The 26,428-nt window shown below is 61.2% G+C and carries 23 protein-coding genes; 14 read left to right on the top strand and 9 right to left on the bottom strand.

Translation table 11 applies throughout. The features are described 5' to 3' along the window. The first annotated feature begins 111 nt into the window (after window positions 1–111). The gene (locus V5N47_RS12330; protein WP_338727886.1) at window positions 112–1,533 is read left to right on the top strand and encodes a YjiH family protein; all 1,422 of its coding nucleotides are present in this window, start codon (window positions 112–114) and stop codon (window positions 1,531–1,533) included. Here V5N47_RS12330 and V5N47_RS12335 read toward each other — a convergent pair whose 3' ends face one another. Next, the gene (locus tag V5N47_RS12335) at window positions 1,534–2,178 is read right to left on the bottom strand and encodes a helix-turn-helix domain-containing protein (RefSeq protein WP_338727888.1); all 645 of its coding nucleotides are present in this window, start codon (window positions 2,176–2,178) and stop codon (window positions 1,534–1,536) included. Between the two features lie 88 nt (window positions 2,179–2,266). On the opposite strand from V5N47_RS12335, the gene hutU reads away from it, so the two are divergent. Genes hutU through hutI form a run of 3 tightly spaced genes read left to right on the top strand, consistent with a single transcriptional unit; the run spans window position 2,267 to window position 6,131 of the window. Then, window positions 2,267–4,009 (top strand): urocanate hydratase, encoded by a 1,743-nt coding sequence (gene hutU, locus V5N47_RS12340; protein WP_338727890.1) that lies wholly within the window; start codon window positions 2,267–2,269, stop codon window positions 4,007–4,009. Continuing rightward, a complete protein-coding gene (hutG, locus tag V5N47_RS12345) occupies window positions 4,006–4,920 on the top strand; it encodes a formimidoylglutamase (protein WP_338727892.1) in 915 nt (304 codons plus the stop codon). Before hutU ends, hutG begins: the two co-directional genes overlap by 4 nt. After that, on the top strand, window positions 4,917–6,131 hold the full coding sequence (gene hutI, locus V5N47_RS12350) for an imidazolonepropionase (RefSeq protein WP_338727894.1): 1,215 nt from the start codon (window positions 4,917–4,919) through the stop codon (window positions 6,129–6,131). The genes hutG and hutI overlap by 4 nt, the downstream gene beginning before the upstream one ends. 110 nt (window positions 6,132–6,241) lie before the next feature. Here the strand turns inward: hutI and V5N47_RS12355 are convergent, their stop codons facing one another. Beyond that, on the bottom strand, window positions 6,242–7,813 hold the full coding sequence (locus V5N47_RS12355; RefSeq protein WP_338727896.1) for an AMP-binding protein: 1,572 nt from the start codon (window positions 7,811–7,813) through the stop codon (window positions 6,242–6,244). A 106-nt stretch (window positions 7,814–7,919) separates the two neighbouring features. Between V5N47_RS12355 and V5N47_RS12360 the strand changes: the two genes are divergently transcribed. Continuing rightward, window positions 7,920–8,366 carry a MaoC/PaaZ C-terminal domain-containing protein gene (locus V5N47_RS12360; protein ID WP_338727898.1) on the top strand — a complete coding sequence of 149 codons (447 nt, stop codon included), beginning with the start codon at window positions 7,920–7,922 and terminating at the stop codon, window positions 8,364–8,366. On the opposite strand, the gene V5N47_RS12365 is transcribed toward V5N47_RS12360, so the two are convergent. Further along, window positions 8,367–9,521, bottom strand: coding sequence for an iron-containing alcohol dehydrogenase family protein (locus tag V5N47_RS12365; protein WP_338727900.1), 1,155 nt, complete (start codon window positions 9,519–9,521; stop codon window positions 8,367–8,369). A 107-nt stretch (window positions 9,522–9,628) separates the two neighbouring features. Between V5N47_RS12365 and V5N47_RS12370 the strand changes: the two genes are divergently transcribed. Further along, on the top strand, window positions 9,629–10,843 hold the full coding sequence (locus V5N47_RS12370; protein WP_338727902.1) for an acyl-CoA dehydrogenase family protein: 1,215 nt from the start codon (window positions 9,629–9,631) through the stop codon (window positions 10,841–10,843). A 75-nt stretch (window positions 10,844–10,918) separates the two neighbouring features. Continuing rightward, window positions 10,919–12,448, top strand: coding sequence for an AMP-binding protein (locus tag V5N47_RS12375; RefSeq protein ID WP_338727904.1), 1,530 nt, complete (start codon window positions 10,919–10,921; stop codon window positions 12,446–12,448). Window position 12,449: 1 nt separating this feature from the next. On the opposite strand, the gene V5N47_RS12380 is transcribed toward V5N47_RS12375, so the two are convergent. Continuing rightward, window positions 12,450–13,028, bottom strand: a complete 579-nt coding sequence (locus tag V5N47_RS12380) for a GNAT family N-acetyltransferase (protein ID WP_338727906.1) — start codon at window positions 13,026–13,028, stop codon at window positions 12,450–12,452. 144 nt (window positions 13,029–13,172) lie between these two features. On the opposite strand from V5N47_RS12380, the gene V5N47_RS12385 reads away from it, so the two are divergent. Further along, the gene (locus V5N47_RS12385; protein ID WP_338727908.1) at window positions 13,173–15,161 is read left to right on the top strand and encodes an AMP-binding protein; all 1,989 of its coding nucleotides are present in this window, start codon (window positions 13,173–13,175) and stop codon (window positions 15,159–15,161) included. A 54-nt stretch (window positions 15,162–15,215) separates the two neighbouring features. Further along, the gene (locus V5N47_RS12390; RefSeq protein WP_338727910.1) at window positions 15,216–15,932 is read left to right on the top strand and encodes a hypothetical protein; all 717 of its coding nucleotides are present in this window, start codon (window positions 15,216–15,218) and stop codon (window positions 15,930–15,932) included. Between the two features lie 29 nt (window positions 15,933–15,961). On the opposite strand, the gene dnaJ is transcribed toward V5N47_RS12390, so the two are convergent. Next, window positions 15,962–17,107, bottom strand: coding sequence for a molecular chaperone DnaJ (gene dnaJ / locus V5N47_RS12395; RefSeq protein ID WP_338727911.1), 1,146 nt, complete (start codon window positions 17,105–17,107; stop codon window positions 15,962–15,964). Between the two features lie 128 nt (window positions 17,108–17,235). Here dnaJ and V5N47_RS12400 point away from each other — a divergent pair, with 128 nt between their 5' ends. Further along, window positions 17,236–18,972, top strand: a complete 1,737-nt coding sequence (locus V5N47_RS12400) for a Rieske (2Fe-2S) protein (protein WP_338727912.1) — start codon at window positions 17,236–17,238, stop codon at window positions 18,970–18,972. Window positions 18,973–18,977: 5 nt separating this feature from the next. Here V5N47_RS12400 and V5N47_RS12405 read toward each other — a convergent pair whose 3' ends face one another. Further along, the gene (locus V5N47_RS12405) at window positions 18,978–19,280 is read right to left on the bottom strand and encodes a hypothetical protein (protein WP_338727913.1); all 303 of its coding nucleotides are present in this window, start codon (window positions 19,278–19,280) and stop codon (window positions 18,978–18,980) included. 82 nt (window positions 19,281–19,362) lie between these two features. Between V5N47_RS12405 and V5N47_RS12410 the strand changes: the two genes are divergently transcribed. Then, the gene (locus V5N47_RS12410) at window positions 19,363–19,575 is read left to right on the top strand and encodes a hypothetical protein (RefSeq protein ID WP_338727915.1); all 213 of its coding nucleotides are present in this window, start codon (window positions 19,363–19,365) and stop codon (window positions 19,573–19,575) included. A 164-nt stretch (window positions 19,576–19,739) separates the two neighbouring features. After that, window positions 19,740–20,033, top strand: a complete 294-nt coding sequence (locus V5N47_RS12415) for a GYD domain-containing protein (protein WP_338727917.1) — start codon at window positions 19,740–19,742, stop codon at window positions 20,031–20,033. A gap of 138 nt (window positions 20,034–20,171) precedes the next feature. On the opposite strand, the gene dnaK is transcribed toward V5N47_RS12415, so the two are convergent. Beyond that, complete coding sequence (dnaK, locus tag V5N47_RS12420) at window positions 20,172–22,052, bottom strand: molecular chaperone DnaK (protein ID WP_338727919.1); 1,881 nt, start codon at window positions 22,050–22,052, stop codon at window positions 20,172–20,174. A 159-nt stretch (window positions 22,053–22,211) separates the two neighbouring features. Beyond that, window positions 22,212–22,832, bottom strand: coding sequence for a nucleotide exchange factor GrpE (locus V5N47_RS12425; protein ID WP_338727921.1), 621 nt, complete (start codon window positions 22,830–22,832; stop codon window positions 22,212–22,214). Between the two features lie 162 nt (window positions 22,833–22,994). Here V5N47_RS12425 and V5N47_RS12430 point away from each other — a divergent pair, with 162 nt between their 5' ends. Then, a complete protein-coding gene (locus V5N47_RS12430) occupies window positions 22,995–24,344 on the top strand; it encodes a DEAD/DEAH box helicase family protein (RefSeq protein WP_338727923.1) in 1,350 nt (449 codons plus the stop codon). Window position 24,345: 1 nt separating this feature from the next. Here V5N47_RS12430 and V5N47_RS12435 read toward each other — a convergent pair whose 3' ends face one another. Further along, window positions 24,346–24,822, bottom strand: a complete 477-nt coding sequence (locus V5N47_RS12435) for a hypothetical protein (RefSeq protein WP_338727925.1) — start codon at window positions 24,820–24,822, stop codon at window positions 24,346–24,348. Between the two features lie 82 nt (window positions 24,823–24,904). Between V5N47_RS12435 and V5N47_RS12440 the strand changes: the two genes are divergently transcribed. Then, a complete protein-coding gene (locus V5N47_RS12440; protein WP_338727926.1) occupies window positions 24,905–26,410 on the top strand; it encodes a DUF790 family protein in 1,506 nt (501 codons plus the stop codon). Window positions 26,411–26,428: the final 18 nt, after the last annotated feature.

Here is a 26,428-nt window from a genome sequence, read left to right on the forward strand (position 1 = left end):
ACAGACACTGAATTTCTGATAAATAATTGCGGTTTCTGCGGTATGTACTGTTAAACTCCCCTCCATACGGAAATCGAACGTCTATGCAATACGTTCACATTGGACGGGAGTATGGCTACTGAAGGCGGACGAACGTGGACGGTCGACGGCGACCAACGGGCGCGGAGTATCGAGGAAATTGACTTACACGACTTGGCGATGCAACCGGTGGTGAAATTCCTGCTCGCCTTCCTCATCGGCGGCGTGTTCTTCCTGTTACCGGTGCGCTACGGCGGTGAAATCACGGTTCCCTTCGACATCGCGGTGAGCTACATCACCGAGACGTTCCCCGGTGCGGTCGGCGTCTACGCGCTGGCGATTATCGTCGCAGGCGGCGTGCTCACGACGCTTGCAATGGTCACCGACGAACCGGTTGCAGGCATCGACCTCTCGTACTTCGAGACCTCCGTCGTGTTCTGGATACTCAGACTCGCCGGACTCGTGCTTGCCCCGGTCATGTTCTTCAAACTCGGTCCGGCGTGGCTCCACACCCCCGGAACGGGCGGGCTGATGTGGGGGACGCTCGTCTACAGCGTCGGCATCATCATCCCTATTGGCGCGGTGTTCATCACCATCTTCGTCGAACTCGGCGGCCTCGAATTCGTGGGCACGCTCTCGCGGCCGGTGATGAAGCCGCTGTTCAAGGTTCCGGGCCGCGCCGCCCTCGACAGTCTCGCGTCGTGGGTTGGCTCCTACAGCGTCGGCCTCTACGTCACGCGAAACGTGTTCGAAAAGGGCGGCTACCACAAGCGCGACGTGTTCACCATCGCAACCTGCTTTTCGACGGTGAGCATCGGCTTTGTGGGCGTGGTCGCCGCAACCCTCGACATGCTCGCGCTGTTCCCCGTCATCTTTGGGGCGTACTTCGTCTGCGTCGTCCTCACGAGCATCATCCTCGTCCGGATTCCTCCCATCTCGACGACGCCAAAAGAGTACATCGCAGAGCCGGAGCCGGAAGTCGGCTTCACCGGGTCACTCGCCGATTACGCCCGCTTCGCGCTTTCTGAAGCCGTCAAAAAGGCCGACGAAGGCGAATCGTTCCTCGAAGCCGCAACCCGCGGATTTGTCGATGGTATCAAACTCACGAGCCTCATCTTGGGCACCATCCTCGCCGTTGGCCTCGCTGCCACGCTCCTGTCGGCGAACACGCCCGTCTTCGACATCATCGGGCGGCCTTTAGTCCCCATCATCGCCGCCCTCGGCATCCCGAACGCCGCCGCCGTCGCGCCCGCGACCATCGTCGGCATCACGGAGATGTACGTCCCCGTCTTGCTCGTGACCGAGACCGCGCCGATGGCGAAATTCTTCATCGCCGTCCTCGCCGTCTCACAGCTCATCTTCTTCTCCTCGGTCGGACCGATGATTATGGACATGTTCAGCGACGTGCCGATTCGCTTCCGCGACCTCGTTGGGCTGTTCATCATCCGGACGGTCATCCTCGTCCCGGTCGTCGCCGGGATGACCCACCTCGTCGCGGCGATGGGGCTGCTCTAATCAGAGATATTCGACCAGCATATCCGCAAATTTCTGTTCTGCTCTCCGGAGATGGTGCTCGACGGTTCGCCGCCCCACGCCGATTTCTTCTGCGATTTCGGTTGTCGTCGTTCTCCGCGGAATTTCGTAGTACCCGCGCTCGTGTGCCAACAGAAACACCTCGCGCTGGCGGGCAGACAGCGTCGGAAGCGCCGACTCAATCGACATGAGCGGCGTGTCAGAGGCAACGCTCTCGAGTTCCTGTTTTGATTCGACCGTCACCTGCTGGTCTGCGGTAATCGCCCGATAGAAGTTGGTGAGGTTCGCCGAGTCCAGGGCGAGCACGCGCACGATTTTCGCGCCCTTTTCGTACCGAAGTGGCGGCAACAACAAGCAGTCGTGTTCGGCGAGATATGCTTCGATGTAGTCCGTCCCGTGCTCTTTCAGGCAGGCGTTCGTGATGATGACTTGGTCTGCGCCGTTGTCGATGCGCTCGCGGACGCCGACCTCCGCTTCGACGCGCGCGAGCACGTCGTCTGTGTGTTCGCCGGTCAAGTGCAGGAGGTCACAGTGGTCGTTACACCAGAGTTCGATTTCGGTGTCGTTTCGCGCCGTTGCCCGGGCGTACGGGCCGCTCCCAGTGATACGGAACACGGCTTTGTACATGGCGGGACTTGGGGAGAGGCGTATAAAAATACCATTCCACATGGAGACTCCACCCTCTCGGCGCTGGCCGCACTTGGTATGCGTATACATGGGACACCAGCAACCGACCGACCGGAAAAGTCGATTTGGCGAGCCTTCAGAGCAGTGGAAGGAGTATCAAGGTGCGCCGACCGGCACTGAAATCGAGTGCAAGGGCTGGCGGCAGGAGGCGGCCCTCCGCATGCTCAACAACAACTTAGACCCCGACGTGGGCGAGAACCCCGAAGAACTCGTCGTCTACGGCGGCACCGGCCGCGCCGCCCGTAGTTGGGACGCCTACGACGCAATTCTCGCAGAACTCCGCGACTTAGACGACGACGAGACGCTCCTCGTCCAATCCGGCAAACCGGTGGGCCGATTCACGACCCACGAACGCGCGCCTCGCGTCCTGATTGCGAACTCGAATTTAGTCGGAAAATGGGACAACTGGGAGCACTTCCACGAACTCGAAGCAGAGGGTCTCATCATGTACGGCCAGATGACCGCCGGGTCGTGGGCCTACATCGGCACGCAGGGCATCATTCAGGGAACCTACGAAACCCTCGCGGAAGCCGGTCGCCAGCACTTCCCCGACGCCAAGGGCCTCACGGGAACCATCACGGTCACCGGCGGCCTCGGCGGGATGGGCGGCGCACAACCGCTTGCCGTGACGATGAACCACGGTGTGTGCATCGCCGCGGAAGTGGACGACCACCGCATCGACCGCCGCATCGAGACGCGCTACTGTATGGAGAAGACCGACGACTTGGACGAAGCCATCTCGATGGCACAGGAAGCTGCTGCGAAGGGCGACCCCCTCTCGATTGGCCTGCACATGAACGCCGCCGACATGTTCGAGGGGATGCTCGAACGAGACTTCGTCCCCGACATCGTCACCGACCAGACGAGCGCCCACGACGAACTGGAAGGCTACTATCCCTCGGGCTACACCGTCGAAGAAGCCGACCAACTCCGCGCAGAAAACCCTGAGAAATACGTCGAGGAGAGTCTCGACACGATGGTTCGCCACGTCGAAGGCATCCTCGCCATGCAGGAGCAGGGCGCAATCGCCTTCGAATACGGGAACAACATTCGTGGACAGGTCAAAGAACACCGCGGGATGGCAAATGCGTTCGACTTCGAGGGCTTCGTCCCGGCCTACATCCGACCGCTGTTCTGCCGTGGCAAGGGGCCGTTCCGTTGGGCCGCACTCTCTGGCGACCCGGCAGACATCCACCGCACCGACGACGCCGTGAGGGAACTGTTCCCCGAGAAGGAACACCTCCACCGCTGGATCGACCTCGCACAGGAGCAGGTCGCGTTTCAGGGCCTCCCGTCGCGGGTTTGCTGGCTCGGGTATTCGACCGACGAGGACGGCATCACCGAACGCGCGAAGTTCGCGCTCAAAATCAACGACCTCGTGCGCGAGGGTGAAATCTCGGCCCCGGTTGTCGTTACGCGCGACCACCTCGACGCGGGCAGCGTCGCAAGTCCGAACCGCGAGACAGAGGCCATGCGCGACGGCTCAGACGCCGTTGCTGACTGGCCACTCTTGAACGCCCTGCTCAACTGCGCGGCGGGCGCGGACATCGTGAGCGTCCACGACGGCGGCGGTGTTGGCATCGGCAACGCGCTCCACACGAACAATCACGTCGTCCTCGATGGAACCGACCTCGCCGCAGAGAAGGCCCGTCGCGTGTTCACCACTGACCCCGGCATGGGCGTCATCCGCCACGCCGACGCAGGCTACGAGGAAGCGCTTGACGAGGCGACCGTCTCGAACGTCCCGATTCCGATGCGAGACCGGAAATGAGCTTCGCAGAACCCGAACACTGGCAAGGAACGTCTTCGGACCCGAGCGACGAGCAGTTCGGCCACGTCGTTGAAGCCACCTCGTTGGACAAGGCAAGCGAGTACGACGCCGTCCTCGTCGGTGAACCCTACGACGGCGCAGTCATCTCGCGCAAGGGAGCCGCAGACGGTCCAGCGGCCATCCGCGCGGCGCTCGCAGGCATCAAGAGCCATCACTTCGACGCCGGGCCAGTCTCAAGTATCGGCGACCTCGGCGACGTGGTGATTCCCGATGGCTCGGTTGCTGAAGTTCAAGACGCCGTCCGAGCGACTACCGCCGAAATCCACGCACAGGACACGATGCCGGTGTTCCTCGGTGGCGACAACTCACTGACGTTCCCGAACGTTGCTCCATTGCTCGAATCTGGCTCAGTCGGCGTCATCAACTTCGACGCGCACCTCGACGTTCGGGAAGTCCCTGAGTCGGGGCCGACGAGCGGAACGCCCTACCGCCAACTCCACGACGCGGGACTCGCGGGCTACGCCTGCGTCGGCGCACGCCACTTCGAAACGAGCACCGCGTACCACGATTTCGTCCTCGACAACGAGGGCGAAGTCGTGACTGCAGAAGAGGTTTCTGACGACGCGGTGGCCGCAATCGACAGCGCGCTCTCGGCCCTCGAACACGTTGACACGCTCTATCTGAGCGTGGACATCGACGTGCTGGATGCAGTCTACTGCGGAGCAAGCGCACCCACTCCCGGCGGTCTCTCGCCAGGCGACCTGTTTCGCGCGGTCAGACTCGCCGCGAGTGACGATCGCGTCGCTGGCTTTGAAGTCGTGGAGTGCGCACCACCACTCGATGAACACAACCGAACCGTCGATGCTGCGGCGCGCACCGTCGCCCAATTCCTCGCGGGGTGGTCGGCGTGAGTGACCTCGTCATCCACGACGCCGCAGAACTCGTCGTCGGAAAGGCCGAGGATGCACCGCTCGAACGCTACGAGAACGCCGCGATTGCAGTAGCGGATGGGACGGTCGTCGCGGTCGGTTCGACTGCCGACGTGACCCGTGAGTACCCGGCGGAGAACGCAACCGAGGCAATCGACGCCACCGGCAAAACGGTGCTCCCGGGCTTCGTTGACCCGCACACCCACGCCCTGTTCGCGGGAGACCGCTCCGACGAATTCGAGGCAAAGCTGCGCGGAAAGACGTATCAGGAGATTCTGGCGGCGGGCGGTGGGATTCTCAAATCCGTTCGCTCGGTTCGAGAAGTGGACGACGAAACGCTCGTCTCGAACTTGCTCGGCCATCTCGACCGAATGCTCGCCCACGGGACGACGACTGTCGAGGTCAAGTCAGGCTACGGCCTCGATACGGAAACCGAACTCCGGATGCTCGACGCCATCCGCAAAGCCGACGGACAGCACCCAGTGGACGTAATTCCGACGTTCATGGGCGCACACGCCGTCCCGCAGGGGATGGACGCGGACGAGTACACCCAAGAGGTCATAGAGGAGCAACTGCCCGCCGTCGCGGAGCAGGGCATCGCGGAGTTCAACGACGTGTTCTGCGAAAAAGACGTGTTCTCCGTCGAGCAATCGCGGCGGATCCTTGAAGCCGGTGAAGAACACGGATTGACGCCGAAAGTGCACGCAGAAGAACTCGCACACATTGGCGGGACGAAACTCGCCGCCGAACTCGGCGCGACGAGTGCAGACCACCTGCTCCACTCGACCGAAGAGGACATTCTGGCGCTCGTGGAGGCGGGTGTCGTTCCGGTTCTCTTGCCGGGCACCGCTTTCGGCCTCGGCGCGGAATTTGCGGACGCACAGATGATGCTCGAACAGGGCGCACCCGTCGCCATCGCGACCGACTTCAACCCGAACTGCCACAGCCACTCGATGGGCTTCGCGCAGTCGCTCGCGTGCGTCGAGATGCACATGACGCCCGCGCAGGCGCTCGTCGCCGCAACCGAACATGCCGCGCTCGCGCTCGACAGACCGAATCTCGGCCGACTCGACGCGGGTGCGCCAGCAGACCTCGTCGTCGTGGACGCCCCGAACCATGTCCACGTGCCGTATCAGTACGGAACGAATCTGGTGGAAACGGTGGTCAAAAACGGCGAGCGTGTCTTCGGGTAGTCAGAGGGAGTATCGTACTTACTCGGGGGTCTTTCGGTCACACCTCGACAGAGGCACGTGGTTTGACGACCGTATTGTGAGGGCTCGTTGAACAGGTACGAGACCCCCTCTCAGTTCACGTTTCGTTCCGAATCGCCCCAGTACTGGTCGCGCAGGTCGGTTTTCCGGACTTTTCCATAGGAGCTGCGCGGCAACTCGGTTACGATGTCGATTTCTTTCGGTTTTTTGTATGCCGCGAGGTCGGTCTCGCAGGTGGCTTCGAGTTCGTCTCTGAGCGTTGCGTTCTCGATTTCTGCGTCCGGGCGCGGTTCGATAATGGCAATCACTTTCTCACCCCAGTAGTCATCAGGAACGCCGATGACGGCGGCGTTCGAGACGGCCGTGTGGGTGGCGAGCACCTCTTCGATTTCGCGGGGGTAGACGTTCATCCCGCCGGTGATTATCATGTCCTTTTTCCGGTCTAAGATATAGAGGAAGCCGTCTTCGTCAAAGCGCCCCACGTCGCCGGTGTGGAGCCAGCCGTCCACGATGGTCTCTGCGGTTTTCTCGGGCAGTTCCCAGTAGCCCGGCGTCGCGAGCGGCGACCGGACCGTTATCTCCCCGAGTTCGCCTTGCTCGACGGGTTCGTTTTTGTCGTCCACGAGTCTGACTTCCGCGGTGTCCACTTCGCGGCCCGCAGATTGGAGTAGTTGTTCGTTTTCTTCCGCCGCCCGGCGATGGGTTTCGTGGTCGAGGACGGAGATGGTCATGGGACACTCCATCTGGCCGTAGGACTGGATGAACACATCGCCGAAGGTGTCGAGGCCTTCGCGCAGGCGGGCGGCGCTCATCGGCGCACCAGCGTAGTAGAGGTTGCGAAGCGAGGAGAGGTCACGGTCGTCGTCATCTGCGTCGTAAGTATCGAGCAGTTTGTAAATCATCGTCGGGACGACGAAGATGGAGTTCACGCCGTGGGTGTCCACCGCCTCAAGGAAGTCGTCGGGGTCGAAGCCATCGACGAGGATGTTCGTCCCGCCAACGAGCATGGTTGATTCGACGAGAAAGCCTGTGCCGTGGGTGAGCGGCGCGGCGTGGAGCGTCACGTCACCGTCTTGCTGTCCGAGTTCAGTTTTGAGCGAGAGCGCGGTCGAGAGCCACGTGTGGTGGGTGTGGGTCACGCCCTTTGGCAAGCCCGTCGTGCCCGATGTGTACATCAGCGCACAGGGGTCGTCGCGACTCCCGACGGACTGAGGGGTTGTGTCTGAGTCGAAGAGTGACTCGTAGGCGTGCGTCTCGCCGGGGAAGGCTGCATCTTCGGCGCCGACCACGACGTAGTGGGTCGCCCGCGCGTCCATCTCGGTGCAGTGGTCTGCGAACTGCGCTTCTGCGACGAGCACGTCGATGTCGGCATCAGAGACAAGGTGGTCGTGGTCGCCCGGCGTGAGCATCGTGTTGAGCGGGACTTTGAGCGCGCCAAGTCGGTAGGCAGCGACCGACGTTTCGATGAATGCGGCGTGATTTTTCACCAGCAAGCCGACGCGGTCGCCGGGTGAGACGCCGAGCTGTGCAAGGCCAGAAACGAGCCGATCTACGCGCCCGTCGAGCGTTTCGTAGGTTACCCCGTCTTCAGCTCCACGACCGAGGAGCGCCGTGCGGTCTGGATGGCGTCTCGCGGCTCGTCTGAGAATATGCCCAAGATTCATGCGTGACAATTTCTGACGCGGGATAAAATAATTCCGCACGCGGCAGGGTGTCGGCAAGAACGGAGGCGACCCGACGATACAAGCCGTCTCGTACCTGTGTGTAGTCATGCCACAGACGGCGTACTTCTACGAGGACTTGGCGGTGGACGACACGTTCGAAACGCGCGGCCGGACGATTACCGAGAGCCATCTCGTCACCCACGCGGGCAACACGGGGGACATGAACGAACTCCAGATGAACGAGGCGTTCGCAAAAGAGACGCGCTTTGGCGAGCGCGCGGTGCACGCCCCGCTCACCTACTCGATGATGGAGGGGCTCATCACGAGCGACTTCCGCCACGAAGATTCCAATATCTGTTACTACGGGCTTGATAAGATGCGGATTCCACACCCGACGTTCATCGGCGACACCATCAGCGTCTCGCGGACAATCACAAAGACCGAAGCCCGCGAAGACGGCGGTATCGTCACGTTCCGCGACGAGGTGACGACCGAGGAGGGAAAGGTCGTCCTCGTCTGTGAGACGCTCGAATACATCCGCTCGCGGGAGTGATTACCACGCGGCTTCGAGAAACGCGACGAGGTCCGCTTCGGTGATGTCTCGCGGATGACTCGCGAGCGATGGCTCTGCTGCGGCGATTCCTGCGACGGCTTCGAAGTCGTCCTTCTCGACGCCCACGTCGCGCAGGCGGGTTGGCGTCCCGATAGTTTCCTGGAGCGTGGTGACTGCGGAGAGGACGTTTTCGAGCGTTTCTTCTGCAGACCCAGTTACGTCAACGCCCATTGCCTGCCCGATTCGGCGGATGGCGTCGGGGGCTGCTGGCGCGGTGAAGCGAATGCCGTGAGGGAGGAGGATGCTGTTTCCGTCGCCGTGAGAGAGCGGGTGGCGCGCACAGAGGATGTGATTCACGCCGTGATTGATGCTGACACCACCGACGACGCCGAGTCCCGAGAGCGCTGCGCCAAGTTGTGCTTGCACGCGCGCTTCGGGGTCGCCTGCGACCGCACCGGGCAGATGTTCTACGAGCAAGCGAATCGCCTTCTCGGCGGTGGCCTGATAGAACGGATTGTCGCTTCTGCCCGCTGAATACAGAATTTCGACGGCGTGGTCGAGCGCGTTCATGCCCGTGCTCCCGATGACCGACGCAGGTGTCGTTTCCGCGATAGCCGGGTCGTAGATGCTCGCCTGCGGTCGCACCTTTTCGTCTAAGAGGACGACTTTTTCTTCGGGGGTGGACACGCCACAGATGTTCGTCACCTCGGCCGCAGAGAGCGTCGTGACCACACAATAGAGCGGCAGTTTTTCTGCGGGCAACTCAGGCACTTCGACCTGTCCGTCTACATTCCGGGTTTTGAGTTGGGAGAGGGCATCGGTTCGCTCTGCGGCGAAGATGGCGATGGCTTTCGCCGTATCGCTCGCACTCCCGCCGCCGACGCTCACGAGGGTGTCTGCGTCGCAGTCGCGGAGGCGCTCGACGCCTTCGACGACAGTTTCGTGCGGGACGTTCGGTCGTGCGCCGGTGTACGTCTCCACGAGCGTCTCGCCAAGTGCCTCAGTGACCGGTTCCATGACGGCGGCTGTCGCACCGACGTTCTCGCCACAGACCACCATGACGCTCGCGTCCGCGTCGATGAGGTCGGTGAGTTGGGAGACACTATCTGGTCCCCACACGAACCGTGCCCGTTCGTATTCGTGGTCAAAAATCATACACGTTCTAGAATATGCAGAAAGTTAGCAGTTAGCATTCAGGAGATTTCCCGCGCTGGTTGCGTTTATCCCAAACGTCTTAGGGAATGATGGCCCTTGACAAGGTAATGCAGTACAACGACTCTGCCCTCGCACAGGAAGTCTCCGGACGGGTGCGAGAGTTCATGGACGACGTGGTGATTCCAGCAGAACGCGACCTCGAACCGGGCGCCGTGGTCTCCGATTCTGTTCTCGCAGACCTGCGCGAGCAGGCCCGTGAGTACGACGTGTACGCGCCGCAAATTTCAGAGGAGTACGGTGGGATGGGCCTCGAATTCCGCGACGTGCTCCCAGCGTTCGAGCAGGCGGGACGCAGTATCCTCGGCGCGCCCGCGATGCGCGTAGACGCTCCCGACGAAGGCAACATGCACACCTTCGAAATGCTCGGCACGAAAGAGCAGAAAGACGAGTGGCTTCGGCCGCTCGTCGCCGGTGACATTCACTCCGGGTTCGCCATGACTGAGCCGATTCAGGGCGGTGGCTCAGACCCGAAGATGCTCAAGACGAAAGCCGAGAAAGACGGCGACGAGTGGGTCGTAAACGGGCACAAGTGGTGGACGACGAACGGTAGCGACGCGAGCATCCTCATCGTGATGGCGCGCACCGACTTCGACGCCCACCCGTATCAGGGCGCGTCGCTGATTCTCGTCCCAATCGACACGCCCGGCGTGGAAGTCGTCCGCGACATTCCGCACACCGGCGGCGGCGTCATCGGAACCGTGCACTCCGAAATCAAGTTCAACGACGTGCGCGTCCCAGAAGAGAACTTGCTCGGCACCGAAAACATGGGCTTCACCCACGCCCAACAGCGTCTCGGCCCGGCCCGCCTGACCCACTGTATGCGCTTTTCGGGCATGGCTCAGCGCTCGCTCGACGTGGCGAAAGCCTACATCTCAGAGCGCGAGGCCTTTGGCGGCCCGGTCGCAGAGAAGCAAGGCCCGCGCTTTGCGATCGCCGAACACGAGACGAAACTCCACGCCGTGAAGACGATGGTGCGCCACGCCGCGTGGCAAATCGCCGAGGGCGACGAAGCCCGGATTCCCGTCTCCATGTGTAAGGTGTTCGCCGCGAACGTCGCACAGGAGGCCATCGACACGTCGTTGCAGTTCTGTGGCGCAAACGGGATGGGCAAAGACCTGCCAATCTCCGACTTCTACGAGGAGGTTCGCCAGTTCCGCATCGTAGACGGCGCAGACGAGGTTCACAAGCGCGTCATCGCGCGCAACGCGTTCGACGAAATCGACCCCGAAGAGATTTCCACGGTCACGCGGTTCGACGGGTAAACTGCAACACTCAGCGATGGCAACGCACGGCGCGTTGCCAACACCCTTATACTGGTATTTCATACCACAGCACACATGCGAATCGACGACTTGCTTGAGGCGCGCGTCGAGAAGACGCCGGAAAAGACGTTTCTGAATTTTGGTGACCAGCAGTACAGCTACGCAGCCGCTGTCGCGGCCTCCAAACGCTACGCAAACGCGCTCGCAGACTGGGGCGTCGAACAGGGGGACAGAGTGGCGCTCTTTCTCCCGAACCGCCCGGAGTTCCTGTTCACGATGTTCGCAAACGCGTACCTCGACAGCATCACCGCGCCGTCGAATCCAGAGTATAAAGCAAGCGCGCTCCGCCACTCGCTCGAACTCTCACAGCCCGTCGTGTTGGTGACCTCAGAAGCCCTGCTTAACACGGCTGTCGAAGCTGCCCGCGGAACCAGCGTCGAAGAAATCCTCGTCTGCGACGACGTGGAGGGCTACGACTCGCTTCCCGACCTTGCTGAAGGCCAGTCCACCGAGGTCACGCCGCCATCCGACGACGACCGGGCAATCGGTCTGCACATGTACACCTCGGGGACGACCGGGCCGCCAAAAGCCGTCGAGTGCGAACACCGAAACTGGACCATCTCGGCCATCGACTTCCAGAAACGGATGGGCTTTACCCACGACGACGTGCTGTTCACGGCGCTCCCGCTGTTCCACGCCAACGCCCAGATTTACTCGACGCTTGGGGCGGCGGCCGCCGGGGCCGAGGTCGTCATCTACGAGAAGTTTTCCTCGTCTAACTGGTGGGACTGGTGTCGCGAACACGGCGTCACCGAGTTCAACGCGATGGGGAGTATGCTGAAGATGCTCGACAACATGCCACCCGCAGCCGACGACGCCGACAATCCGGTCGAGTACGTCTTCTCTGCGGGGACGCCGAAAGACCTGTTCGAGCCGTTCGAGGAACGATTCGACATCCAAATCGTCGAAGGGTACTCACTCACCGAAGACCCACTGCTCATGCTCAATCCGACCGACAAGGACAAGCGTCGCGTCGGGAGCATCGGCCTGCCGCCCGCAGAAAAGCGTGTCAAGGTTGTTGACGACGACGGCAACGAGGTGCCTCGCGGCGAGAAGGGCGAACTCATCCAGAACTGTCCGGCGATGCTCGCGAGTTACTACGACCAGCCCGAGAAAACCGCAGAGGCGGTCGTCGATGGCTGGTTCTACACGGGTGACTACGCGAAAATCGACGAAGACGGCTTCGTCTACTTCTTAGACCGCAAGAAGGACATCGTCCGCCGTGGCGGTGAGAACATCTCGACGTACGAAATCGAGGGCGTCATCAAAGCCTTGGACGGTGTCGAGGAAGTCGCCATCATTCCGAGCCCAGACGAGTTCTACGACGAGGTGGTAAAGGCGCTGGTCATCAAAAAGGAGGGCTTCGACATCACGCCAGAGGAAATCATCGAGACGTGTGAGGCCGAACTCTCGTCGTTCAAAGTGCCCCAGTACGTGGAGTTTGTAGACGAGTTCCCGTACACGCCAACCGGAAAGATTCAGAAACAAAAACTCCGCACCCGCGAGAAAGAAGAGCGCCCAAGCCACTGGTCGCGCACAGAGTGAGTCAGCGTCCGGTGTCGTACTTGTAGGTCGCGTCGGTCGGGTCGATACCGAAGTCTTCTGGGGTGTCTTCTGGTTCCGGTTCTTGCCTTTTCGCCGCCTGTTTGAACCGCTCGCGGAGGGGTTCTGGCATGACGAACTCCGAAGGAGCGATAGCGACGGAAATCACATCCGGCGACTGACGCTCTCGCTTCTCTGTGAGCCGGTCGCTGAGTTTCTCGGGGAGCGCACTCGTCGCCACTGGGTCGAAGCCGAACTGTGTGAGATATTCTGGCGTGTCGGTGAGCGCGTACACCGTCTCAAAGTCGTGGTCTGTTGCCTGCGTGAGGAGGCGTTCGATGACGTGGGCAGAGACGCCCTGTCTGCGCCAGTCTGTGAGCGTGCCGATGCTCGTGAGTTCGCACAGCTCGCCGTCGTCGGTGACGTGGATTCGGATGCGCCCGAATCCGGCCCGCTCGTTGGTGTTCTCATCGACCGCAATGACGTAATCGCGAGAGCGAAAAGCCGTGCCGTCGAGTCCCATCGCCTCAATGTGGTCGAGCAACCAGACCTCATCTCGGTTCTTCGCTTCTCGGACGTACATGGCAATCTCTTGTCTCGCGGTGAGCAAAAGGATTTGGCGCGTCCCGACCGTCCTCGAGAAAAATCATACGTAGGTTGACACTACAGTGGGACGTCGTGGCACAACTACTTTGTATTCGCTTGAATATCTCCATATAGGCTAATCATGGAATCTCTTGAGGACTTTGACGACATCGTGTACGAACCCTCCCAGGAGTTCGTCGAATCGACGAACGTCTGGCGATTCATGCAGGAACACGACATCGCCGATTACGACGCGCTCATCGAGCGGACGACCGTCGATTCGGGCGATGGCGAATCGGGTGTAGAGTGGTTTTGGGACGAGATCGTAGACTGGATGGGCGTCGACTTCTACGAAGACTACGATTCGGTGCGCGACAACACCGACGGACCGCAGTTCTCGAAGTGGTATCCGGGCGGTAAACTCAACATCGCGCACAACACGGTCGACCGCCACGCGACGGTTGACTCACCGAACCGGAACAAGGTCGCTTGTCTCTGGGAGGGCGAACCGGGCGAGGTTCGGGAACTCACGTATCACGAACTGTATCGCCAATCGAACCAAGTCGCAAACGCGCTCCGCGAACGCGGCATCGAGAAGGGCGACACGGTGGGCCTCTACATGCCGATGGTTCCGGAAGTCATCTCGATTCTCTACGGCTGTTTCAAAGTCGGTGCGATTGCGGTTCCTATCTTCTCCGGGTTCGGCGTTGACGCCACTGCAACCCGCATCGAGGACGCCGAATGTCGCGTCCTGTTCACGGGCGACGGGTTCTACCGCCGGGGCAGCAAGGTGCGCTTGAAAGGGCAGGCAGACGAAGCTATCGACGAAGCCGGGCACGTCGAACACACCATCGTCTACAACCGCTTCGACGACGGCGAAGCACCGTGGGACGACGCCCAAGACGAGTGGTGGGACGACGCCGTCGCGACCCAAGACGACGAGTTCGACACCGTTGCACTGGACTCGGCAGACGAGTCGATGTTGCTCTACTCCTCGGGGACGACGGGGATGCCAAAGGGCATCGTCCACACCCACGCGGGGGCACAGCTGATGACTGCAAAGGAGATTCACTTCGGCTTCGACCAGAAGCCGTCTGACCGCTTCTTCTGGGTGTCCGACATCGGCTGGATGATGGGGCCGTGGACGCTCATCGGGAACCACACCTTTGGCGGCACCATCGTCATGTACGAAGGCGCGCCGGACTACCCGAATCCAGACCGCTTCTGGTCGATGATCGACCGCCACAAAGTTTCCACCTTCGGTATCTCGCCAACAGCCATTCGCGCGATTCGCAAGAAAGGCGACCACTGGGTCGAAGGTCACGACCTCTCGTCGCTTCGACTCCTTGGCTCGACTGGCGAACCATGGGACCCCGAATCGTGGATGTGGTTTTTCAACGAAGTCGGCGGCGGCGACACGCCGATTATCAACATCTCGGGTGGCACCGAAATCTGTGGCTGTTTCCTCATGCCGATGCCGATTCAGCCGCTCAAGCCGTGTACCCTCGGCGGCCCCGGACTTGGCATGGCCATCGACATCGTGAACGAGCAGGGCGAATCCATCGCCGCAAACCACGAACGCGGTTACCTCGTCGCCACAGACTCCTGTCCGTCGGTGACCAAGAGCCTCTGGGACGGCGACGAACACTACCTCGAAGAGTACTGGTCGAAGTTCGGCGACATGTGGAATCATGGCGACTGGGCGCAGATTGACGACGACGGCCTCTGGTTCCTCCACGGCCGCTCTGACGACGTGTTGAACGTCGCGGGCCGCAAGGTCGGTCCTGCCGAAGTCGAAGGCGCGCTCATCGAACACAACGCGGTCAACCAGGCCGCCGCCGTCGGCGTCGATGACGACACCACGGGAACGGCCGTCGTCGCCTACGTCATCGTAGAAGAAGGCGTCGAGGAATCGGACAACCTCCGCGCAGAACTCACGAACCAAGTGGGCGAGGAGCTCGGCAAGCCGTTCCGCCCGCGCGAGATTCTGTTCGTAAACGAGTTCCCGAAGACGCTGAGTGGGAAAATCATCCGCCGTGCCATCGCTTCGGCGTACGATGGCGACGACATGGGTGACCTCTCAAGCATCGAGAACCCTGACGCCGTAGACGCCATCAAGAACGCGCGGTAAGCCTCGCGGCCCCGACTCGCACCACTTTTGCTCGCGGACTCGCAACGACCAGCCATGGATACGTTCGCCGACCTGTTGGCCAGAGCGCGCCGGAGTGGCGCTCCCGCGCTGCGCGCACACGGGAGTCGCATCCGGCGGTACAACTACACCCAGCTATGTACCCTCTCGTGGCAGTCGGGGAGCGTCCTTCGCCACGTCGGCGTCGCCAAAGGTCGCCGGGTCGCACTCGCGGCCTCGCCGTCGCCAGAACCGGTGCTCACCTTCCTTGGGGCAGGCCTCCTCGGTGCAATCGTGGAGTTCGAACCCGACACAGAGGTAGACGCCCGCGCGCTCGTCGCACCCTCGTCTTCGATTGCAGACTACGAACTCCCGCCGGGCGGCCAGCGAATCGCCTACGGTGAGCGCCCCGACGACCCTTCGACCATGTTCTTCGAGAAGGAGGTCTGGAGCGAGAATCCGGTGATTCCACCTATCGATATTTCGCCCGACGACGAGGTATTGGCGGCTGGTGTCGAGGTCTACACGCAGGGCCAACTGCTCCGGGCGGCCGAAAACGTGATTGAAGAATACGCCCTCACCGACGAAGACGAAGTCGCCATCCGCACGCCGCTCACCGAACCCGGAACCGTCGTCGCGGGGCTTCTCGCGCCGCTCGTGGTCGGCGGGACAATTGTGTTCCCCGGTGAGGACAGCGAGGGGACGATTGCGGTTTCAGCGGGCGAGGCTCCTGAGGAGCGCGTGATTGAGTTGCGTGACGTGCGAATCGAATAGCAAGGACGAAGTCGAAAGCGAATCGTGGCTTAGAAACTGTTCTTCAACTTCTCGAAGAAGCCTTCGCTCACGTCGACTTCCTCGCCGCCTGCTTCGGCGAACTGCTTGAGCGCTTCTTTCTGTTCTGTGTTGAGTTCTTCGGGCGTGACGACCTGCACCTGTACGAACATGCTCCCCTTGCTCCGGCGGCGGAGTCGCGGCATCCCCTTGCCCTTCAGGCGGAAGGTCTCACCAGATTGCGTTCCCTTCGGGATGTCCATCGTGACGCTGCCGTCGAGCGTTTCGATTTCTACCTTGTCGCCGAAGACAGCCTGCGGGAAGGAAATTGGGTGGCGATAGTAGAGGTCGTCGCCGTCGCGCTCGAACTCCGGATGCGGTTCGACCTGAATGTCGATGAGAAGGTCGCCGTTGGGGCCGCCTTTCTCGCCGGGTCCTCCCTCGCCGTCCATCCGGAGGGTTTGTCCGTCGCGGATGCCCGCGGGAACATCGACCGAGAGGGTCGCCTCGCGGCGCACGCGCCCGTCGCCGTGACAGGTGTCACAGGTCTCTGAGTAGAGCGTGCCTTCCCCGCCACAGTGGTTACACGTCTGGGTCTGCTGGATGCGCCCGAGGGGCGTCTGCTGGACGTGGGTGGTTTGGCCGCGACCGTCACACTGCGGACAGGTGTCGGCGTCTGCGCTCTCAGGGTGGCCTTTGCCGCCACAGTCGTCACACGCTTCCGGTCGCGTGAGCGTGAACTGGCGCTGGAGGCCGTCGTGGGCGTCCTGCAGGGTGATGGTCATCGACGTACGGAGGTTCTGTCCCTGCCGCGGGCCGTTGCGCTGGCTCCGGCCGCCGCCGAAGAACTGCTCGAAGATGTCGTTCATCCCGCCCATGCCACCACCGCCGCCGAAGCCGCCGCCAAAGCCACCGGCCCCGCCCGCACCGCCGTCGAAGCCGCCGCGCTTTTCGGCCTGCTCGAAGCGTTCGTGGCCCATCTGGTCGTAGGCGCTTCGTTTTTCTTCGTCAGAGAGAACCTCCTTCGCTTTCTTGACCCGCTTGAACTTCTCTTCTGCATCGGGCTCGTCACTGACGTCTGGGTGATACTTCGCGGCCTTCTTGCGGAAGGCGCTCTTGATGTCGTCTTCGTCAGCGTCACGAGAGACGCCGAGCACTTCGTAGAAGTCCTCGCTCATTCGTTACCCGTGGTAAACCCCGGAAATACTTGAAAAGAACGGGTCGCGCCGACGCACAGTCAGGTCACTAATTTTACAAAAATCGGGTTCAGCGAACGGTTATGTTCGTATGATAACAACTGACGAATATGGCTACAGAAGCCGACTTTATCCCCGTCGCCTCGCTTGCAGCCCTCAAGCAAGACGGGACGACCATTGTCTCACATCACGGCCGTTCAGTCGCGCTGTTCTACCACGAAGACCAGGTGTTCGCGGTGGACAATCGCTGTCCGCACATGGGCTTCCCCCTCTCGAAAGGCACGGTAGACGAGGGCGTCCTCACCTGCCACTGGCATCACGCCCGGTTCGAACTCTCCTGCGGTGACACCTTCGACCCGTGGGCTGACGACGTGCAAACGTTTCCCGTCCGCGTGGAGGGCGACGAGATTCTCATCGACCCGAACCCCGAACCGACCGTCCCACCGGCAACACACTGGCGAAATCGATTAGCAGACGGCCTCCAAGAAAACCTCCGTCTGGTCATCGCCAAAGCCGTCATCGGCCTTGAAGCCGAAAGCGAAGACCCGTCGGTCCCCATCAAAACCGGCGTCGATTTCGGGACGAAATACCGCGACGCGGGCTGGGGAAGCGGCCTGACCGTCCACGCCGCGATGGCGAACATCCTGCCCGCGCTCTCCGAGATGGACCAGAAACGCGCCCTCTACACCGGCCTCAGATATGTCGCAAACGACGCCGCGGGCGAGCCACCGCGCTTCGAGCAACCCGGCTTTACGACGACGGACGTGTCGAAAGACCGCCTCAAGTCGTGGTTCCGCGAGACCATCGAGGTCCGGGACAACGATCCCTCAGAGCGCACCCTCCGAACCGCAATCGGCACGCTCTCGCCCGAGGAAGTCGCAGAAATCATGTACACCGCCGCGACCGACCACCGCTATCTCAACGCCGGCCACTCCTTTGACTTCGTGAACAAGGCGTTCGAAGTCCTCGACCACATCGGCTGGGAGAATGCCCCGAACGTCCTCCCGACGCTCGTCGATGAACTCACGGGCGCGACTCGGAGCGAAGAACTCTCCTCGTGGCGACAGCCAATCGATGTTGCGGCCCTACTCGCTGACGCCTACGCCCCTCTCGATGAAATGGTCGAAACCGGCGCAGGAAAGACGTGGGAGAAACCAGCCGATTTCACCGAAACCCTGCTCGCAGACGACCCGCACGCGATTGTCGATGCGCTCATCGAAGCCGTCAAATCGGGCGCGACCACCACGGAACTCGCCCACGCCGTCTCCATCGCGGCGATGCGCCGGGTCGCCCACTTCGGGACGGCAAACGAGTTCTCGGATTGGAACACCGTCCACCACACCTTCACCTACGCGAACGCAGTGGAGCAAGCCACCCGCCGTACGGCAACCACAGAACTTTACAGGGGAATCTTCGACGGCGCGATTTCGGTGTATCTCGACCGTTTTCTCAACATGCCGCCCGCCCCGCTTCCCGAACCCGGCGAGTCCGACGCCGACCCCGCCGATCTCCGCGCCCAGCTCATGGATGTGTTCGACGAGGAAGGTGAGGTGAATATGGCCGCAGAACTCGTGAGCGAACACTTCGACTGTGGCGGCGACCCCGCCGACCTGATGCAGACGCTCGGCGAAGCCTTGCTCCGCGAGGACGCGAACTTCCACACGCTCCAGAATCTCGAAGCCTGCTTCAAGCAGTTCGAGGTGGCAAAATCTGAGTCCGAGAAACGACTCGCGCTGATGACCGTCGCCCGCTACATGGCCGCCCATTTCCCGACGCGCCGGGAGGCAGAACAGACGTTCACGATTGCGTCGCGGCTGCACCGCGGTGAGAAGATTTACGAAGCGTAATCGGTTCAAGAGGCGAATTTCTCCCGACTTCGCGTCACCGACCATACGAGGTAGGCGAGGGCAGTGATGAGTAGAGCACCCACCTGGTAATCGAGGCGAGCAGTCAGAAACGCTCCTGCGAGCAGGCTAATGAGAACGACTAAAACGAGGGTGTGTTCCGTATCTCCACTTTTCCACGTTTCGTAGGTCGTGTACAGCCCAATCCCAGCGACCAGCGCGAACAGGATTTGCCGGAGGATGACGATTCCGTAGCCGAGAATGGAGACAATCAGCAAGAAAACGCCGATGTCGAGCAGACGTCGGTGCATATACACAGTCGTCTGCAACAGAAAATAATTGTTTCCCAACTAACAAAACAGCACTTTTCCCCAGTCGGTTTGATGGTGAACTATGGTCATCTCACCAGAATCACTCGCCGACGAGTTTGCGACTATCTTCGAAGACAACTACGACGACGTAGTCATCTACGGCGACGAGGAGAAATCAACGATTCTCCACGAAGGCCCCGCTCGCATCCGCGCAAACGGCTGGGTCGAAGTGCCAAGTGGTCGGCTCTTGTCACCAAATGCGGTTCACCACATCGACGTGCAGGGAACTCGGTAGTGGTTACAGAGCTCTGAATCTGGCTTGAAACCCTGATAAACGGCTTCTTTGACGTATGTGTCAAAAGTTAACATATACTCGCCCCATCTAGTATGCGGCGTTCTTTCTGCAAGGAGGTGGGGTCCGCCGAGCTGCCACAAGGACGCTAGTGGAGACGTAAAGCAATGGCAACCTACATCACGCTGTGGAATTACACGCAGCAAGGAATTGAAAACATCGACGACAGTCCTAACCGACTTGATGCCGCTACCGACCTTATCTCGTCGCTCGGCGGCGAACTAAAGGAGTTTTACCTCACGATGGGGGCGTACGACCTCGTCACCGTCGCTGAGTTCCCAGACGATGATACTGCCGCAAAGGCACTGCTTCGCATCGCGCAAACTGGCAACGTTAGCTCACAGACGATGAAGGCGTGGCCGGAAGCAGAGTACCGCGACCTTATCGCAAGTCTACCCTGAATCATTATCGATTCAGATAGCGCTCCTTCTTTGCCGCTGGTTCAACAAACCGAAAACTCGGCTGACTACTGCGACGGTCTAGTCGTCCTTCTCGCCTACGTCCTCAGAGTTCAAAGAACTCTGATGGGCTGAAGACGACTACTTGTCGTCGTCTTCAACGTCTTCGAAGTCGGCGTCGACGTACTCGTCGCCACCGTTGGTTTCAGCATCGGCGTCGCCGCCCATGCCACCCATGCCGCCCATGCCAGCGCCGCCTGCAGCCTGTTGCTGGGCCTCTTGTTGCTGGTACATGCGCTTGCCAATCTCTTGGAGATTCTCTGCGAGGTCCTCGGTCGCGGCTTCGAGTTCGTCCGCGTCTGCGTCCTCGTCTTCGAGGGTTGCCTCGACTTCCTCGATTGCGGCTTCGATTTCCTCGCGGAGTTCGTCGTCGACGTTCTCCTCGTTCTCGTCTAAGAGGGTCTTTGCACGCTGGACGGAGCCTTCTGCCTCGTTGCGAGCTTCGATGAGGCGACGGCGCTCTTTGTCCTCTTCTGCGTGCTGTTCTGCCTCTTGGGTCATGCGGTCGATTTCATCATCGGAGAGGCCTGCGCCGCCTTCGATGGTGATGGACTCTGCGTTCCCGGAGCCTTTGTCCTCGGCTTCGACGTTCACGATACCGTTTTCGTCAATGTTGAACGTGACTTCGATTTGCGGGGTTCCGGCGGGTGCGGGTGGGATGCCCGACAGCTGGAACTCGCCAAGGAGTTCGTTCTTGTTCGCAATCTCGCGTTCACCCTGGAATACGCGCACCTGCACCGAAGTCTGGTTCGGTGCGGCCGTCGTGAACACCTTCGACTCCTCGGTCGGAATGGTCGTGTTCTTCTCGATGAGGCGCTCGAACAGGCCGCCTTTGACCTCGATACCGAGGCTGAGCGGCGTCACGTCGAGCAGGACAATGTCGTCTACGTCACCGGAGAGCACGCCGCCCTGAATCGCCGCGCCGAGGGCGACGGCTTCGTCTGGGTTGACGTTCTTCTTTGGCTCTTGGCCAACGACGTCTGCCACCTTTTCGGTGACCTGCGGCATGCGCGTCGAACCACCGACGAGGATGACTTCGTCGATGTCGGAGGCTGCGTAGCCTGCGTCTTCGAGGGCCTGTTTCGTTGGACCGACGGTGCGCTCGATGAGGTCAGACGTCAGGCTCTCGAACTTCGCACGGGAGAGGTCTTTTTCGAGGTGAACCGGGCCGTCGTCAGTTGCCGTGATGAACGGAAGGTTGATTTCCGTCTGCTTGCGGCTGGAGAGTTCGATTTTGGCCTCTTCTGCGGCGTCTTTGAGCCGCTGGAGGGCCTGCCGGTCGTCGCGGAGGTCGATGCCGTGTTCGGCTTCGAATTCCTCTGCGAGCCAGTCGATGATGGCCTGGTCCCAGTCGTCGCCACCGAGGTCGTTGTCCCCGTTCGTGGCGACCACTTCGTAGACGCCGCCGCCGAGGTCAAGGATGGACACGTCGAACGTCCCGCCACCGAGGTCGAAGACGAGGACGGTCTGGTCTGAGTCGTCGTCAAGCCCGTACGCCATCGACGCAGCGGTTGGCTCGTTGACGATGCGCTCGACTTCGAAGCCAGCGATTTCGCCTGCGTCCTTCGTCGCCTGACGCTGGCGGTCGTTGAAGTACGCCGGAACGGTGATGACTGCCTTCTCCAGTTCGTCGCCGAGATAATCCTCAGCGTCTCGCTTGATTTTCTGGAGAATCATCGCCGAAATCTGCTCGGGCGTGTAGTCCTCGCCGTCGATGTCGACAGCGTACTCGTCGCCCATGTGGCGCTTGATCGATTGAATGGTCTTTTCTGGGTTCTGGATGGCCTGGTTTTTGGCCGGTTTCCCGACTAACCGTTCGCCATCGTCGGTGAACGCGACCACCGAGGGCGTGGTTCGGTCCCCTTCACTGTTGACGATAATCTCGGGGTCTCCACCCTCCATGACCGCGAACGCGCTGTTCGTGGTACCAAGGTCGATACCGAGAATCTTGTTGCTCGCCATCTTGGTGAGCACTATCGCCTTCGTCCGGTTAAAAGTTGCTAGATACGTTGCCTCACACCCACGCTACACAGCGCCTCAGTCGGGCGATTTCAAAATATGTGCCTGTCTCACATCCTGTGCTTATATGATGACCGCAATTCGACCGCCGCAGATGTCTGATTATTCAGCGTTGCTGACCGTCACCTGCGCCGGACGCAGGACGCGGTCTGCCATCTCGTAGCCCGACTGGTACACTTCCGCGATGGTGTCTACGGGCTGGTCGCTTTCGACGCGCAGCATGACCTCGTGGCGCTGTGGGTCGACGTCGCTGCCTGGTTCCGGTCGAATCTCGGTTACGTTCTCGTCTTCTAAGATGCGGTCGAACTGCCGAAGCGTCGATTCGATGCCGCTCACGATGTCCGAGTCTGTAGCCTCGTCTGCCTCGTCGAGCGCTCGCGCGAGGTTGTCGCGCACGTCGATGAGCCGCTCGACCAAGTCCTCGGTCGCGCGCTGTTTTTCCTGCTCGCGGCGCTTTTTCATCCGCTTTTTGTAGTTTTGGAACTCGGCTTGTTTTCGCTTCAGGCGACTTGCTAAGCCCTCGCGTTCTGCTTCGAGTTCCTCTGTGGCTGCCGCCTGTTCGCGGAGCGATTCGATTTCGCGGGCCAGTTGCTCTGGCTCCGTCTCTTCGACGCGGGTGACGAGTTCAGCAAACGCATCCTCCTCGGTGTTTGCCTCGGCTTCGGGGGCGTCCTCGGGGCCTGCGTCAGGCACAGGCTCCTCTGCGCCTTGGTTTTCACTCATGCCTAACACAGACGCGCCAGCGGCCATAAAAATTCAGAAATGTGATTCGGCTTGTGAGAGGGTATTCTCCACTTCGAGCGCGGTTCAACACTCGAAATAATCCCCTGCGTTGGTGGTTATCGGGTGGCGAACGTTAAGTGTCCACACCACCGATTTTTGCCCGTGTCTGCGGTCACCCTCACCTTTGAAGACGGGACGATTCGCGTGTCCGGGCTCACAGCGCAGACGGCCCGCGACCTCCCGCACGTCGAGTACGACCCCCGTTCGAAAACGGCGCGAGCACCGGCGATGCACTATCTGGAACTCCGGGACGCGCTCGCCGCATCCTCCGACGTAGACGACCGCGTCCTCTCGTTTGCTTCCGTCCCCTCCCTTTCTTCCACTTACGACCTCCGACCCTACCAGCAAGCGGCCCTCGACGCATGGAAAGAGGCGGGCAACCGAGGCGTTCTCGAACTCCCCACCGGAAGCGGGAAAACCGTCATCGGGCTCGGGGCAATCGAAGCACTCGGGACGCCAACGCTCGTCGTCGTTCCGACCATCGACCTGCTCACCCAGTGGCGCGACGAACTCGAAACCGAATTCGACTGCCCGATTGGGCAACTCGGCGGGGGCGAACAAACGCTCGAAGCCATCACCGTTTCGACCTACCACTCGGCGTATCTCAAAGCCGGTTCCATTGGCGACCGCTTCGGTCTCGTCATCTTCGACGAGGTTCACCACCTCGGCGGCGAGGGGTTTCGACAGATTGCCCGCTTGCTCGCCGCGCCCGCCCGCCTCGGACTCACGGCGACGTTCGAGCGCGAAGACGACGCCCACGAGGTGATAGAAGACCTCGTCGGCCCGCTTTGCTACACCATCGAGATAGACGACCTCGCGGGCGAACACCTCGCAAACTACGACATCAAGCGCCTCACCGTCGAACTCACTCCGGACGAGCGCCGGGAGTACGAGCGCCACCAGTCGGTGTTCACCGACTACCTCGCCTCTTCGAATATCCAGCTCAGGAGCGGGAGCGACTATCAGAAACTCGTGATGCGCTCGGGCACCGACCCGCGCGCCCGTGAGGCACTGCTCGCAAAGCAGCGCGCCCGCGAGGTGATGATGAATTCACAGGCGAAACTCGACGAACTCGCCACCATCCTCGACCGGCATCGCGGCGACCGCATCATCGTCTTCACCGCGCACAACGCGCTCGTCTACCGCATCTCAGAGCGATTTCTCATCCCGGCGATTACCCACCGGACAGGGACGAAAGAGCGCCGCGAGGTTCTCAGAAAATTCCGCACCGGCGAGTTCTCGCGGGTCGTCACCGCGAACGTGCTCGACGAGGGCGTGGACGTGCCCGATGCGAACGTCGCCGTCGTGCTCTCGGGGAGCGGAAGCGAACGCGAGTTCACCCAACGCCTCGGGCGAATTCTCCGGCCGAAAGCCGACGGTGGCCGGGCGGTGTTGTACGAACTTGTGAGCAAGGAAACAGCAGAAGAGCGGGTCGCCAATAGACGGCGGTAGCTTATTTCGGGAATTTAATCACGAGACTTCCTTTCGCGTCGAACGCGTCCATAGTGACGGGGAACGGAACCTCGAACGACGCGGTTTCGCCGGGACCGAGGTCGAACGCTTTACCGGCTTGATAGCTGTCTTTGCCAACGTCAACGTGGATGACGACGGCCTGTTTCGCCTGCTTCTCGGTGACGTTTTTGGCGGTGCCCGTAATCACGAGATTGCCAGCATCGTCTGCTTTGAAATCGAACGCCTCGACTTCGATAGGCGTGGGGCCCTCGCGTTCCTCACCGTCGTCGATGTCTGAGACGTCTCCCGTCCAGTCGTCCGGGTACTCGACGGTCGTTGTTGCGTCTTCAGAGCCTCCACCAGACGAACTGGTTTCAGTATCGTCTGCACCGTTTGAAGAAGAACACCCTGCAGCAAAACTCAGAGTCGCGACTGTCGTTGTCGCGCCAACAGTACGAAGGAAAGTCCGACGTTCCATATCTATCACGTATCCATTCTCTTGTAAGAACGTTGGGGCCGTTGTCAGACGATTTTTGTGTAACCCGCACCCAATCTTACGTGTGCTCACGAAAGACCTCCTCCGAGTGTCGCGGGCGGGCGGTGGCTACGCGCCACAGTTCGCTGGCCGCGAAGAACGCCCGCTCGCCGCGCGCGTCATCGGAACCTATCAGGGACACGTCGGCGAGACCCGCGCCCGCTTAGAGGAGGCCCTCACTCGCCTCGAAGCAGACGCCGACTTCAAACTCGTCCGCGGGCTTGCCAAACTAGTCGAGCGCGAAGCCACCTTCGAGACGAACGCGCCGCTCCCACCCGAGCGCACTCGTGCAAGCGTATTCGCCGCCGCAGAGTCTGTGGGCGTCGTCACCGACGCAGAACGCGACGCCGCGCTCGAACGGGCCGCCCAGTCGCTCGCAACGACGACCGACGCCGTCGCAGCATCGCTCTACGCAGACCTCGAAGAACACCAGGTGCTCACCTCACTCTCGGTTCGCTGGAGCCCGGACGAACTGCTCGCTCAGTACAACCTCTCGCTCGCCCAGACGGCGCTGTTCGACGCGACGGAACTTCGGATACGGAGCAGCGACCCGAAAGCCCTGATTTCCGCGGTCAAGCGCCTGCGACTGATGTACGAGATTCGAAAAACTGACGCGGGCCGCGAGGTGGTCGTCACCGGCCCGACCGGCCTGTTCCAGACGAGCCGGCGCTACGGAACGCGCTTTGCCCGCCTCCTTCGGTCGGTCGCAAAAGCCCCCGAGTGGCGCATCGAAGCGACCATCGACGACCGCGGAACCGAGCGCTTGCTGACCCTCACGCAGGACGACGTGTCCGTGCCCGGCACGGAGCCAGTCACCGACGTGACGTTCGACAGCGGCGTCGAAGCCGAGTTCGCCGCCCGATTCACCGCGCTCGGTCTCGACTGGAATCTCGTGCGCGAACCGGAACCGCTCGAAGCGGGCGCGAGCGTGATGATTCCGGATTTCGCCTTCGACTGGAAGCACTCGCCGTTTCGCGTCTATTTCGAAATCATGGGCTTCTGGACGCCCGAGTACGTCGCAAAGAAGCTCGGCCAGATGGACGTGGTCGAAGATGTCGAACTCCTCGTCGCCGTCGATAGCACCCTCGGCGTGGGCGAAGAAATCGCCGCCCGCGACCACCGCGCGATTCCCTACACCGGCTCCGTCCGCGTCAAAGACGTGGTGGACGTGCTCCGCGAGTACGAACAGGAGTTGATCGAAGAAAGCGCCGAAGCCCTCGCTGAGGAACTCTCACCCGACGGAGATGTAATCACACTCAGCGCGCTCGCAAGCGACCTCGGTGTGAGCGAATCGGTGCTTGATGATAAGGTGTTTCCTGACCACGAGCGCGTGGGTCGGACTCTCGTCCGCCCGACCGTGCTGTCGGCACTTCGTGACGAAATTCACGCGGGCATGTCGCTGAGCGAAGCCGAATCTGTCTTGTCGAGCCACGGCATCGAAGACGCAAGCGCGGTGCTTTCGAAACTGGGCTTTCGCGTTGAATGGGAAGGCTTGAGCGGCGGGACGGTGCGCGAGAAAGAGACTGAGTAGCGAGCAACGATTATTCTC

Source organism: Haladaptatus sp. DJG-WS-42 (assembly GCF_037198285.1).
Classification (GTDB): Archaea; Halobacteriota; Halobacteria; order Halobacteriales; family Halococcaceae; genus QDMS2.